General features: G+C 67.5%; 12 protein-coding genes. All 12 read left to right on the top strand.

The window, feature by feature from the left end:
- The first annotated feature begins 47 nt into the window (after positions 1 to 47).
- Positions 48 to 1,238 (top strand): DUF6801 domain-containing protein, encoded by a 1,191-nt coding sequence (locus tag EV192_RS50480; RefSeq protein WP_132125960.1) that lies wholly within the window; start codon positions 48 to 50, stop codon positions 1,236 to 1,238.
- Between the two features lie 26 nt (positions 1,239 to 1,264).
- Positions 1,265 to 2,437, top strand: a complete 1,173-nt coding sequence (locus EV192_RS50475) for a DUF6801 domain-containing protein (RefSeq protein WP_132125959.1) — start codon at positions 1,265 to 1,267, stop codon at positions 2,435 to 2,437.
- Positions 2,438 to 2,466: 29 nt separating this feature from the next.
- Positions 2,467 to 3,624, top strand: a complete 1,158-nt coding sequence (locus EV192_RS50470) for a DUF6801 domain-containing protein (RefSeq protein WP_132125958.1) — start codon at positions 2,467 to 2,469, stop codon at positions 3,622 to 3,624.
- 50 nt (positions 3,625 to 3,674) lie between these two features.
- The gene (locus tag EV192_RS50465) at positions 3,675 to 5,201 is read left to right on the top strand and encodes a DUF6801 domain-containing protein (RefSeq protein WP_132125957.1); all 1,527 of its coding nucleotides are present in this window, start codon (positions 3,675 to 3,677) and stop codon (positions 5,199 to 5,201) included.
- Positions 5,198 to 6,337, top strand: coding sequence for a DUF6801 domain-containing protein (locus EV192_RS50460; protein WP_132125956.1), 1,140 nt, complete (start codon positions 5,198 to 5,200; stop codon positions 6,335 to 6,337). Before EV192_RS50465 ends, EV192_RS50460 begins: the two co-directional genes overlap by 4 nt.
- Before the next feature lie 73 nt (positions 6,338 to 6,410).
- Positions 6,411 to 7,169, top strand: a complete 759-nt coding sequence (locus EV192_RS50455) for an MlaE family ABC transporter permease (protein WP_132126018.1) — start codon at positions 6,411 to 6,413, stop codon at positions 7,167 to 7,169.
- Between the two features lie 3 nt (positions 7,170 to 7,172).
- A complete protein-coding gene (locus EV192_RS50450; protein ID WP_132125955.1) occupies positions 7,173 to 7,985 on the top strand; it encodes an MlaE family ABC transporter permease in 813 nt (270 codons plus the stop codon).
- Positions 7,982 to 9,244: an MCE family protein gene (locus tag EV192_RS50445; protein WP_132125954.1), complete on the top strand. Its 1,263-nt coding sequence runs from the start codon at positions 7,982 to 7,984 to the stop codon at positions 9,242 to 9,244. The genes EV192_RS50450 and EV192_RS50445 overlap by 4 nt, the downstream gene beginning before the upstream one ends.
- Positions 9,241 to 10,266, top strand: coding sequence for an MCE family protein (locus EV192_RS50440; RefSeq protein ID WP_132125953.1), 1,026 nt, complete (start codon positions 9,241 to 9,243; stop codon positions 10,264 to 10,266). Before EV192_RS50445 ends, EV192_RS50440 begins: the two co-directional genes overlap by 4 nt.
- Positions 10,263 to 11,324: an MCE family protein gene (locus tag EV192_RS50435; protein ID WP_132125952.1), complete on the top strand. Its 1,062-nt coding sequence runs from the start codon at positions 10,263 to 10,265 to the stop codon at positions 11,322 to 11,324. The genes EV192_RS50440 and EV192_RS50435 overlap by 4 nt, the downstream gene beginning before the upstream one ends.
- Positions 11,321 to 12,451 carry an MCE family protein gene (locus tag EV192_RS50430; RefSeq protein WP_132125951.1) on the top strand — a complete coding sequence of 377 codons (1,131 nt, stop codon included), beginning with the start codon at positions 11,321 to 11,323 and terminating at the stop codon, positions 12,449 to 12,451. The genes EV192_RS50435 and EV192_RS50430 overlap by 4 nt, the downstream gene beginning before the upstream one ends.
- Positions 12,448 to 13,500 carry an MCE family protein gene (locus EV192_RS50425; protein ID WP_132125950.1) on the top strand — a complete coding sequence of 351 codons (1,053 nt, stop codon included), beginning with the start codon at positions 12,448 to 12,450 and terminating at the stop codon, positions 13,498 to 13,500. Before EV192_RS50430 ends, EV192_RS50425 begins: the two co-directional genes overlap by 4 nt.
- The last annotated feature ends 3 nt before the right edge of the window (positions 13,501 to 13,503 follow it).

Here is a 13,503-nt window from a genome sequence, read left to right as displayed (position 1 = left end):
GCCTCAAGAAATTCCGCCAGCGAGAAGACATCGACGAGGGTGCGGCAATGACGCCAGATCTTCTGAAACGCTCCGGCCGACGGGCCGCCACCCTGGTGGCCGCGATCGGCGTGGTCGCCGGCGCGTTGGTCAGCGGTGCGGTGGCGGACAGTGCGCCGGCCGGTCCATCGGCGCCGGCCGGCACCACGACCAAGGACTTCACCTCGGTATGTACGTTCCCGGGGGTCGGGCAGCAGGAGGTCGCCACCACGATCTCGGTCGGCGTCCCCGACTCGGCGACCACCGGTTCCCGTAACGCCATCGACCTTTCCATCACCGCGACCCTGCCCGCGAACGTCGTCGACGCCCTTCGCACGGCCCAGGTGGACAACTTCGCCGGCACGGGAACGGCCGACGTCGACGTCACCCACAACGGCACCACCATGACTCTCGGCGTGCCAGGGCTGGCCGTCGACGGACAGAGCCTGCCGCCGTCGGGCTCCATGCCGCTGGCCGTGTTCGGCCCGATGCCGAGCCTCACCGTGTACACCCCGGGTGACGTGGTGCTCAGGGCCGGCCAGAAGTTCACGGCCACTGTGGACAGTCGTAGGGCCGACGGTTCGCCGTCCCCGCTGGGTGTGTTCGACGTGCCGTGCGCGGTGAAGGTCACCACGCCGCCGCAGGACCTCACGGTGACGTTCACCGTCACCGGCAACAGCGCGCCCCAACCAGGCCTGGGTAACCAGCGGCCTGGTGGGTCGTTGAACAAGACGTTGAAGTACAACTGTGTGTTCCCGCAGACAGGCGCGTTGGACGTGACAGCGACACTGACCGGTTCCGTTCCGTCGTCGGGTGCGCACGGCACCAGGCTGCGACCCAGCCTGACGGTGTCCTTGGCCATTCCGACCGCGTTCACCAATGTCCTGCGGTCGAACGGCGCGGCGACGATGTCCGGCGGCGGACGGATGGACGTGTTCGAGGTCAACCACGGCGAGGGAACGACCTTGGGGGTTCCCGGTCTGGTCGCGTCGGCGACGGTTCCAGCGTCCGGACCGGTGACCGTGAAGCTGTCGCCCGCGACACCGAGCTTGTCGGTGCCGACGGCCGGTTCGGTCGCCCTGGCGGCCGGGCCCGAACTGTCCGGCACGTTCATTCCGTTGCAGGCGGACGGCACCCCGACCGCGTTGGGCGCGTTCGAGGTGCCCTGCACGCTCAAGGCCGGCCAGAACCCGGCGCTGGGCACGATCTTCATCACATGACACCGAGCAGGGCAACGAGGTACCCGATGAAGCGAAATGTACTGAGACGGTTGGGCAGACGGGTCGCGTCGATGGTCGCCGTGACCGGGTTGGCCGCCGGTGTCATGGTCGGCGCGGGCGGGCCCGCGTCGGCCGGTGTCGTCACCACGACGATCGTCTATCGCTGCACCTGGCCGTCGGTCGGCGCGCAGGACATGTCCGCGACGGTCTCCCTGGACGTCCCCGGCTCAGGTGCGGTCGGGACGCGCATGTTGATCGGCGTGCAGATCGCCGGGCTGCTGAACCAGAACGTCTCCAACTTCCTCCGCGCGGTCCAGGCGGCTTCCCTGTCCGGCACCGCAACGATCGACCTCGGTATCAGTCACAACAGTTCCGCCTTCACCCTGGGCGTGCCGGGGCAGACAATCGCCCAGACGCCCGTGAACCCGACCGGCATGGTGCCGGTGAACATCACCGCCAGCCCGTTCCTGGGCCTGATCGCGTACACCCCAGGCGATGTGGTGGTCAAGACCGGCCAGCAGATCACCCTGAGGATGGACACCCGCAAGGCGGACGGCACGCCGACCGCGCTGGGTGCGTTCAACGTCCCGTGCACGGTGAAGGTCACAACGCCGCCACAGCAAGGGATCACGGTCCCCATTCCGCTCTCCGGCACCGCCGTCACTCCGCCGAGTCTCGGCACCCAGGTGCCGGGCGGGACCGTGAACAAGACGCTGACGTACAACTGCGCGTTCCCGGGCAGCACCGCGGCGAACTACACGGGAACGGTGACCGGGAGCATCCCGGCGTCGGGCGCGCACGGCGCGAGGTTGCTACCCAACGTTGCCCTTACGGTGCCCGCTCCGGCCACTTTCACCAACGTGTTGCAGGCGAACGCGGCGGCGTCGTTGTCCGGCAAGAGCACGATGGACATCCTCGCGGCCAACGCCGGGGAAGTCTTCACCCTCGGCATTCCCGGCCCGGTTCCGTCCGCTTCGGTCCCGGCGTCCGGAACGATGACCGTGCCGCTGTTCCCCGCGACGCCGAATGTCCTGGTGCAGTCCGCGGGTTCGTTCGCACTGGCCCTCGGTTCCCAGGTGAAGGACACGATGACGCCGTTGAAGGCGGACGGTTCGCCCACCTCGCTGGGCAGCTTCGACGTGACCTGCACGCTCAACACCGGTCAGGACCCGGCGCTGGGCACGATCACCATCACCTGACCACTGACCAGAAAGGACTGGAGTAGCTGATGACCTCAGGTCGTTCGAGACCTGTCTGGAGACGTCTCGCCGCCGGCGTGCTGGCCGTCTGCGCGTTGGTGGGCGGGGCGGTCCCGGCGTCGGCCGGTGTGGTCACCAGATCGTTCACCTACCGGTGCGCTTGGCCGTTTGTGGGGGCACAGGACGTCCAGATGACGTATTCCGTGGACATCCCTGGCTCGGGCGCTCCCGGTTCACGCATAGCTGTCGGCGACCTCCACATCACCGGGATTCTCGCCGCGAACGTCGTGAGCTTCCTGCGCGCGTCCCAGATCGCGTCCGTATCGGGTCCGGTTGTGGCCGATCTGGACATCGCCCACAACGGAACGACTCGCACCCTGGGCGTTCCCGGGCTGGCCCTCGCCAAGCGGACCATACCGTTGTCGGGCCCGTCGACGCTGGACATCTCCGGCCCGGTACCGAGTCTCGTGGTATATAGCCCGGGTGACGTGCTGGTCAGGACCGGCCAGTTCATCATCAAGATGGACACCCGCAAGGCCGACGGCACGCCCACGGCCCTGGGCGTGGTCAATGTGCCGTGTAGCCCGAAAGCCACTACGCCGCCACAGGACCTGACCTTGGCGACCCTGCCGGTGAACGGTCCCGGCACCAGCCCTCCCGGCCTCGGTAACCAAGTGCCGGGTGGGTCGTTCAGCAAGGCGTTGACGTACCACTGCGTGCTTCCGCAGACCGGCTCGCTGGGTGTCAGCGCGACACTCGCGGGCACGGTACCGTCGTCCGGCGCGACCGGGACCAGGCTGCAACCCAACCTGACCGCTTCCATGGCCGTCCCTTCTCAGTTCGCTGACGTGCTGCGGAACAACAGCGCGGCGAGTGTGTCCGGTAACGGCCGGACGGACATTGTCTCCGCCTACAACGGAGAAACCTTGACCTTGGGCGTTCCCGGCCCGGTCCCAGCGGTCGCGGTACCCGTGTCCGGGCCGTTGACTGTGGCCCTTTCGCCCGCGGTGCCGAGTTTTTCAGTTCCGGCCGCCGGGTCCATCGCACTGGCGGCTGGTCCCGAAATCAGCGGCACGTTCACCCCGTTGAAGGCGGACGGTTCGCCGACCGCGCTGGGCACGTTCGACGTACCTTGCACACTCGACGCCGGGCAGGATCCGGCGTTGGGCACGATCACCATCACCTGACCACTGGAGCAGTTGTGAGACTTCGTGTTCGACCCCGGGTGCGGACCGGTATGCGAGCAACGGCCGTGTTCGCCGCGGCGGCCGGCATAGTCTCCACAGCGTTCGCCCCGGCCAGTTCGGCTGATCCGACGACCGCCGCGGGCGGGTCGGAACCGCCGAAGCCGGTCACGGTCAGCCTGAAGAACGACTGCGAGTTCCCGGTCGGCGGCAAGCAGGTCATCGTCACCGACTTCACCACCACACTGCCGAAGACCGCGACCGTTGGCGAAGTGGTCGACATCGGTCCGGTCACGGTCAAGTTCGTGATTCCCGAGGCGATGGTGAAGGCGTTGCGGGAGAACGGGACGGCGTCGATCAACGGGCTCGTGTACGTGGGGCTCAGCGCCGACGACAAGCCGACGATCCAGGCGACGGTGGCCCTTTCCAGGACACCCTTGCCGGACACCGGCGACCTGACGATCGAGCAGCCCGCCACCATCACCGCCAACGCGAAGGCCGCCAAGGCGGGCGACACGACCTACAGCGTCCTGCCCCTGTCGACTCTGCTCACGCCGCTCAACGCGACCGGCGAGCCGGTCACCAAGGACATGGCCAAGGTGACCTGCGAGATCGAGGACGGGCAGGACGCGAAACTCGGTGTGGTCACGGTGGTTCCGGCTGGTACGGAAGCACCGCCCGGAGTGTCCAGGCGGACCACCACGTCCTCGGCTGACCTGTCGGCCACGAACCAAGGCGGGAAGCCGGGCACGACCAGGAAGACGACCCCACACAACGGCAAGGCGCGGAGCCTGGACGACGACCCCTGCGCCGTGATACCGCCTGAAATACCCCCGGTCTGGGCGTACTACAAGCTGACCGGGAAGGTGCGGCTCGCCAAGGTCCAGGGCGTCGCCGAGTTCGGGCCCGGGTACATCAACGCCCGGATCACGGGCTGGAACGACGGCTCCGGCGGGTTGTGCAGCCGTCTGGACAACCTCCTGGTGTGGCCGCAGGCCGCGGCCAACTTCGTCACGTACAACTTCCTCCCGACCGGTTCGGCGATCACCATCAGCCAGGATGAGCTCGCCAGGGGCAATATCATCATCGACGACCAAGGCAATCCGATTCTCCACGCGACGGCGACCACCAGGATGACGCTGAACCTGGCGACCGTGAACGGAATCGTGCGGATGGTACCGGGTCCGGACGGCAAGAACCGTCCTCTCGCGTCCGGGACGATCCTGAACGTCGGCCCGAACTGTCAGGCGACGGTCACCCTCACCCTGGTGTCCGAACCGGACAAGTGGCAATCGTCGCCGCAGGATGGGGGCGACGCCGGTGACGTTGACGCCGACTTCACACTGCCCGAGTTCACCGGCTGCGGGGTGACTGAAGACCTCGATCCACTGCTGACCGGGCTGCTCAGTGGGCCCGGAAACCACATCTCGTTGCATTTCGGTTCGCAGAACTTCTGCTTCGACGTGGTGGACTACCCCGGCGAGGGCCCGTGCGCCGCGGATCTCGACCATCCGCCGGTGAAGAACAACGCAGTGGCGCAGAAGCAGAAGCAGCAACGGAAGGCGGTCCCGGGGAGATGACCAGCCGAATCCTGGCCGCCGCTGTCGCCGTGACGCTCGCGATCGGCGCGTTGGTGGTCGGCGCGGCCGCGGCATTGGCCAGCACTGTCAACAAGACGGTCAGCTACCAGTGCGACTTCCCGGTGCTCGGAAGCTGGGAAGTGCCTGTGGCGTACACACTTGACATCCCCGATTCGGCCGCCGCCGGTGCCCGGATCGTCAACGGTGACCTGTCCATGGTCGCGTTGTTGGACAAGCAGCTGGTGTCCGCCCTGACCCTGGTCCAGGTGGCCGCCGTCAACGGCACGGCCACAGTGGATATCACCGCCGGGCACGGCGGTGCGGTCGCCACCTTCGGCATGCCCGGATTCGTGATTCCCCAGCAGACCCTGCCCATGAACGAGATGCTGCTGCAGATCTACGGCTCGGTGCCGAGCATGGTCGTGTACCACCAGGGAGGCGTGCCGATCACGACCGGCCAGGAGATCGTCCTCAGGCTGGAGACGCGACAGGCCAACGGCGAGCTTTCCCCGCTCGGCGTGATCGACGTTCCGTGCATGGCGTTGGCGATGCAAGATCGGACGTTGAAGGTCGTGTCGGTCGCGGGAAACCTCGCGAATCAGCCGGGACTGGGTAACCAGTTCCCGGGTGGGTCGTTGAGCAAGCCGTTGACTTACAGCTGTGTGTTCCCGCAGATCGGCGCGACGGATGTGGCTACGACATGGACAGGCAGTGTTCCGGCGTCCGGTGCGCACGGCACCCGAGTGCAGCCGACTTTGACCGTGACCGCGACTGTCCCACCCGCGTTCGCCACCGTGTTGCGCAACAACAACGCGGCGAAGGTGTCCGGGACCGGGCGGGTGGACGTGTTCTCCACCTACGACTGGGACGGAATGACGTTGGGTGTGCCGAGCAAGGTCCCATCGGTCCCGGTTCCCCCGGCCGGGACGGCGATGACCATGACGTTCCCCCTGGCCATGCCGAGCTTCTCGATTCCGGTCGCCGGGTCGATCGCGTCGGCCGCGGGGCCGGGGTTCAGCGGCACGCTGACCCCGTTGAAGGCCAACGACACGGGGACGGCGCTCGGCGCTTTCACCGTGCCGTGCACGCTCAAGCCGGGGCAGAACCCGGCGTTGGGCACGATCACGATCACCTGACCCATATCCATGGCGGTCAGGTGCGGAAGGCGGTGACGCGGAAGTGACCACACCCAGCGTCGGCTCGCGGGGGATGAACGCCCTGCGCGAGGTCGGGCGACTGTGTTCGCTCGGCCTGGACGTGTTCCGGCTGACGTTCCGCTGGCCGTTCCAGTTCCGGGAGTTCGTCCAGCAGTGCTGGTTCATCGTGTCGGTCACGATCCTGCCGGCCGCGTTGGTCGCCATCCCGTTCGGTGGCGTGATCGCATTGCAGCTCGGGTCGTTGACCAGGCAGATCGGCGCCCAGTCGTTCACCGGCTCGGCGAGCGTGCTCGCGGTGATCCAACAGGCGAGCCCGATCATCACCGCGTTGCTCATCGCCGGGGCCGGTGGGTCGGCGATGTGCGCGGACCTCGGGTCGCGCAAGATCCGCGAGGAGATCGACGCCATGGAGGTCCTCGCGGTGTCGCCGATCCATCGGCTGGTGGTGCCGAGGGTATACGCGGCGATCGTGGTCTGCGTGCTGCTCAACGGTTTGGTGAGCGTCGTCGGGGTGCTGGGCGGTTACTTCTTCAACGTGATCCTGCAGGGCGGCACGCCAGGCGCCTACCTGGCGACGTTCTCCGCGTTGGCGCAGCTGCCGGACCTGTGGATCAGCGAGATCAAGGCGATCCTGTTCGGGTTCGTGGCCGGGGTGGTCGCAGCGTACCGGGGGCTGAACCCCAAGGGCGGCCCGAAAGGCGTCGGGGACGCGGTCAACCAGGCCGTGGTGATCACGTTCCTGCTGCTGTTCTTCCTGAACTTCGTGATCACCACCATCTACCTGCAGGTCGTCCCGCGGAAGGGGTTGTAGGAGATGGCTTTCGAACGGCAGCTCGACAGCTTCGGCCGGATGGGCGACCAGCTTTCGTTCTACGTCCGGGCTTTGCTGTGGATCCCGCGCGCGTTCCGCCGTTACCTCAGGGAGATCGTCCGGCTGCTGTCCGAGGTGAGCTTCGGTACCGGCGCGCTGGCGGTGATCGGCGGGACGATCGGCGTGATGGTCGGCATGTCGGTGTTCACCGGCACGGTCGTCGGCCTGCAGGGGTTCTCCGCGTTGAACCAGGTCGGCACGTCCGCGTTCGCCGGCTTCCTGTCCGCGTACTTCAACACCCGGGAGATCGCGCCGCTGGTCGCCGGCCTCGCGTTGTCGGCCACGGTCGGCGCCGGGTTCACCGCGCAGCTCGGCGCGATGCGGATCTCTGAGGAGATCGACGCGCTCGAGGTGATGGGCGTGCCCAGCCTGCCGTTCCTGGTGACGTGCCGGGTGATCGCCGGGTTCATCGCGATCATCCCGCTGTACGTGATCGGCCTGCTCACCTCGTACCTGGCCGCGCGGACCATCACGGTCGAGTTCTACCAGCAGTCACCGGGTACGTACGACCACTACTTCTCGTTGTTCCTGCCGCCTGAGGACGTCCTGTGGTCGTTCCTCAAGGTCATCGTGTTCAGCGTGGCCGTCATCCTGGCGCACTGCTACTACGGGTACCGCGCGGCCGGCGGGCCGGCCGGGGTCGGGATGGCTGTCGGCCGGGCGGTTCGATGGTCCATTGTGACCATCAGCATCCTGGACTTCTTCCTCAGCCTGGCGATCTGGGGAACCACCACGACGGTGAGGATCGCGGGATGAGCAGTGAGGAGCGTTACCACACCACCGGGATGCGGTTGCTCGGTCTGGTCTACGTCGTCGTGGTGGCGGTGTTCCTCGGGCTCACGGTGGCGATCTACGCGGGCGCGTTCTCCAACGACCCCGAGGTGACACTGCGCTCGGACCACATCGGCAACCAGATGCAGCCGGACGCGGACGTGAAGCTGCGGGGCATTACGGTCGGCTCGGTCCGCTCGATCGTCAGTGACGGCGGCAACGCCAAGCTTGTCCTGGCGATGAACCCGGACACGCTGGACCGCATCCCGAAGAACGTCTCGGCCAGCCTGCTGCCCAAGACGCTGTTCGGCGAACGGTACGTGAACCTGATCATGCCCGAGCACCCCAGCGGGAAGCTCGGCGGCGGCGACGAGATCAGGCAGGACCGCTCCGCCTCGACCGTCGAGATGGAACGGGTCCTCAACGACCTGCTGCCGCTGCTGCGGGCGGTCCAGCCGGAGAAGCTCGCGGAGATGCTCAACTCACTGGCCACCGCGCTGCAGGGCCGGGGGAAGCCGTTGGGGGACACGCTGACCCAGATCGGCCAGTATGTCGGCGACCTGAACCCGCAGCTTCCGCAGATCAAAGAGGACATCAGCCGGTTCGCCTCGGTCGCCGACACGTACGGCCGGGCGGCGCCCGACTTCATCCAGGCGCTCAACGACTTCACCGTCACCAGCAAGACCATTGTGGACCAACGGAACGCGTTGCTCACCTTGTACAAGGCGGTGTCCTCGGCAAGCACTGACCTGGCGACCTTCCTGCGGGGCAACGAGAAAACGATCATCTCGTTGTCCGACACCAGCAAGGGGACCCTGCAGCTGCTGGCCAAGTACGCGCCGGAGTACGCGTGTCTGCTGAACGCGGTCGCCGGCTTCAAGGAACGGGTGGACAGGGCGTTCGGCCGGGACGGTCCCGGGCTGAGCGTGGACCTCCAGGTGGTTCATGCCAGGGACAAGTACGTTCCCGGCAAGGACAACCCGAAGTACACCTACACGCAGGGCCCACGGTGCTTCGGCTTCGACGCGCCCGCGTTCACCCCGGTCAACATCGCCGGCACCGCCACTTCGGGCGGCGCAGCCACTTCGGTCGCCCCGGGCCCGCTGGCGAACTCCCCGGCGGAGCGGGAGATGATCGCCACCATGCTGGCGCCGGCGCTGAACGTGGCGCCGTCGGACGTTCCCGCGTGGAGCAGCCTGCTGGTCGGCCCGCTCTACCGTGGCAAGGAGGTGACGGTCAAATGAAAGGACTCGTCGCCCCGCTCATCAAGTTGGGCGTCTTCGCGGTCGTGACGATCACGTCGACAGGGCTGCTGGGGTTGACGATCGCCAACACCGATCTGCGGGCGTCGGAGCGGTTCTCCGCCCGGTTCGAGGACGTGACCTCGCTGTCGGTCGGTGACGACGTGCGGATCGCCGGTGTCCGGGTCGGCCAGGTCGAGACGGTCGCGTTGGTCGACCAGCGGGTCGCGCGGGTCGAGTTCAGTATCGACGCGCGACGCAAGCTGCCGACCTCGGTGACCGCGACCATCAAGTACCGCAACATGATCGGCCAGCGGTACATCTCACTGGAACGCGGCATCGGGGCGTTGGACCAGTACCTGTCGCCGGGGTCGGAGATCCAGTTGAACCACACCAAGCCGGCGCTCGACCTGACGGTCCTGTTCAACGGCTTCAAACCGCTGTTCCAGGCGCTCAACCCGGACGACGTGAACAAGCTGTCCCAGGAGATCGTCAACGTTCTGCAGGGCGAGGGCGGCACGGTGGACAGCCTGCTGGCGCACACCGCGTCGCTCACGTCCGCGCTGGCCGACAAGGACCAGGTGATCGGCGAGCTGATCACCAACCTGAACTCGGTGCTGGACACCGTGAACGGGCACAGCGACCAGCTGTCCGGCCTGATCACGTCCCTGCAGCAGTTCGTGTCCGGGTTCGCCAAGGACCGCAAGCCGATCGGTGACGCGATCAGCTCGCTGAACGAGCTCGCCGGCGCCACCGCGGGTCTGATCGAGGACAGCCGCCAACCGCTCAAGGACAGCATCGCCGCGCTCGGCCAGGTGTCGAAGAACCTCACCGGGAACGGCCAGGACAAGGTCGTGGACACCGCGCTGCGCAACCTGCCGGGCAAGATGGCGGCGATCGGCCGGACGGTCAGCTACGGCTCGTGGCTCAACACCTTCCTGTGCTCGGCCGAGGCGAAGCCGATCCCCGGACTGCCCATGCCGATCGTCGGGATTCCGCTGACCCAGCCGAGGTGCCAGCCATGAAGTCCTTCCAGGAACGCAACCAGGCGGTGATCGGCGGCGTGAGCCTGGTGCTGCTGACCCTCATCGGGCTGACCGCGTTCTACTCCGACGACCTGCCGATTGTCGGCGGCGGCACCACGTACACCGCGGACTTCACCGAAGCGGCCGGGCTGCTGTCCGGCACCGAGGTGCGGGCCGCCGGTGTGAAGATCGGCACGGTCCGCGCGGTGGACCTGGACGGCGACCACGTGCGGGTCCGGTTCCGGGTGCGGGACGCGTGGGTCGGCGACCAGAGCACGGTGTCGATCCGGATCAAGACCCTGCTCGGGTCGAAGTACCTGGCGGTCGACCCGCTCGGCGCCAAGGACCAGGACCCGGGCGCCACCATCCCGATCACCCGGACCAGTTCGCCGTACGACATCAACCAGGTCTTCGACCAGCTGGCCAACACGGTCTCCCAGATCGACACGACCAAGCTCGCGGACGCGCTCGGCACGCTGGCCGACACGTTCGCCGACTCGCCGAAGAACGTCCGGTCCGCGTTGGAGGGCCTGTCCGCGCTGTCCAAGACGATCTCGTCGCGGGACCAGGAACTGGCCCATCTGCTGTCGAACACGCAGCAGATCAGCCGCACGTTCGCCGACCGCAACGACCAGGTGCAGCAGCTGCTCGACGACGGCGGACGGCTGCTGGCCGAGATCCGGCAGCGCCGGGACGCGATCGCGTCGCTGCTCAAGGGCACGCGTGACCTCGCCGCCCAGCTCACCGGCCTGGTGAGCGACAACTCCGAGCAGCTGCGGCCCGCGTTGGAGCAACTGGACAAGGTGAACACGATCCTGCAGAACAACCAGGACAACCTGAACCGGAGCCTGGCGATGGCCGGGCCGTACTACCGGCTGGTCGCGAACGCGGGCGGAAACGGCCGGTGGCTGGACATGTACACGTGCGGCCTGGTCCAGCAGTACCCGTGGGACCCCGAGACGGGCAAGGACCCCAACCACAACGGCCCCGACGACCCGAAGATACCGCCGCCGAACACCGGCATCTGTAAACCACCGCCACCAGGGGGTGCGAAATGACCCGGGGGCTGCGGGCGATCACGTTCGTCATCGTGATCGCGCTCGTGCTCACCGCCGTGACGTTCTGGGTGTTCCTGCCCAAGAACGGCAAGCGCATCACGGCGTACTTCACCACCGCGACGGGCTTGTATGTCGGTTCGACCGTCCGGGTGCTCGGTATCCCGGTCGGCACCGTCGACGAGGTCACCCCGGCCGGCAAGCTGGTGATGGCGAAGCTCACGGTGGACACGAAACAGCCGGTCCCGGCGAACGCGTCGGCCGTCGTGGTCGCGCCGAGCCTGGTGTCCGACCGGTTCGTGCAGCTGGCGCCGGTGTACACCGGCGGGCCCGAGATGGCCGACGACGCGGTGATCCCGGTGGAGCGCACGGTCACCCCGGTCGAGCTGGACGACCTGTACAAGAGCCTGAACCAGCTGTCGTCCGCGCTCGGCCCGGACGGTGCCAACTCCAAGGGCGCGCTGTCGCGGCTGCTGGACGTGGCCGCGGCCAACGTCAAGGGCAACGGCGCCCTGATCGGCGACACGATCAAGCAGTTCGCCGAGGCGTCCCGGACGTTGGCCGCGTCCAAGGACCAGCTGTACGGCACGATCCAGGGGTTGCAGCAGTTCACGACCATGCTCGCCCGCAACGACAAGGGAGTCGTGGACTTCACCAACCAGCTCAGGGACGTGTCCTCGTTCCTGGCCGCGGAACGTGGTGACCTCGCCGGCGCGTTGTCCGAGCTGGCCGACGCACTGGCGAAGGTCAAGGGCTTCGTCCAGGACAACCGCGCCGCCCTGAAGTCCAATGTGGACAAGCTGACCGGGATCACGAAGGTCCTGGTCGACCAGCGCGCGTCGCTGGCCGAGGCACTCGACGCGGCACCGGACGCGGCGGTCAACCTGACCAACGCGATCAACCCGCAGACCGGCGCCCTGGAGAACCGGATCGACCTCGACTACTACCTGGCCGGCCCCGGCAAGAGCATCGACGCCGGCTCGATGGTCGCGTGCAACACCGCGCCGCACACCGGCCCGGTCACGTCGCTGCAGCCGGACTGTCAGGAACTCAAGCCCGGCAAGGACTCGGGCGCTCCGCCGTTGCTGCTCCCGCCGATGGGACAGCAGTACTCGGGTGGTGGGAAATGATCAGGCGCTGCCTGCTGCTCGTCGCTGTCATGCTGACCGCGTCCGCCTGCGGCGCGGGCGGGTTCAACGGGGTGTACAACCTGCCACTGCCGGGCGGCGCCGACCTCGGAGACCACCCGTACAAGGTGCGGGTGGACTTCCAGGACGTGCTGGACCTGGTGCCGCAGGCCGGGGTCAAGGTCAACGACGTGCCGGTCGGCCGGGTGGACCAGATCGACGTCGGCGGCGACGGGTGGACGGCCGAAGTGGTGCTGCTGGTGAACGGCGACGTGCGGCTGCCGGCCAACGCCAACGCAGCCGTGCGCCAGTCCAGCCTGCTCGGCGAGAAGTTCGTCGAGCTGAGCGCGCCGAGCAACCCCGCGCCGGACAGGCTGGTGGATGACGCGGTGATCCCGGCCGAACGGACCAGCCGCAACGCCGAGATCGAGGAGGTCTTCGGCGCGTTGTCCCTGCTGCTCAACGGCGGCGGGGTCGGCCAGTTCCAGCAGATCGCCCGCGAGGTCAACAACGCGTTGTCCGGCAACGAGACCGGCCTGCGGTCGCTGCTGTCCAACATGGACACGTTCGTCGGTGAACTGGACAAGCACCGCGACGAGATCACCCGGGCGTTGACCAGCCTGAACAAGCTGTCCGCGACCGTCGCGGCGCAACGCGACAAGATCGGCGGCGTGCTGCAGAACCTCGGGCCGGGCATCGACGTCCTGACCCAGCAACGCGGCGACCTGGTCAGCATGCTGAGGTCGCTGGACGACCTGTCCGCGGTCGCGGTGCGGACGGTCAAGAACTCCAAGGACGACATCGTGGCCGACCTGAAGGCACTCGCGCCGACCCTGCAGGGCCTGGCGGCGGCGGGCGAGAAGCTGCCGCAGTCGTTCGAACTGCTGCTCACGTACCCGTTCACGGACAAGGCCGCCCAAGGCATCAGGGGCGACTATCTGAACGTGTTCGTCCACGTGAAGCCACCGACGGACCCGGCCACCGGTCTGGACGCGCCGGCGGTGCCGTTGAAACCCATGGACCCACCCGTCATGACTCAGAGGGGACGTTGAGGG

It is taken from the genome of Actinocrispum wychmicini, assembly GCF_004345645.1.
In the GTDB taxonomy this organism is placed as follows: Bacteria; Actinomycetota; Actinomycetes; order Mycobacteriales; family Pseudonocardiaceae; genus Kibdelosporangium; species Kibdelosporangium wychmicini.
The sequence above is the reverse complement of the archived record's forward strand: the minus strand, read 5'-3'. Positions and strand labels throughout refer to the sequence as shown.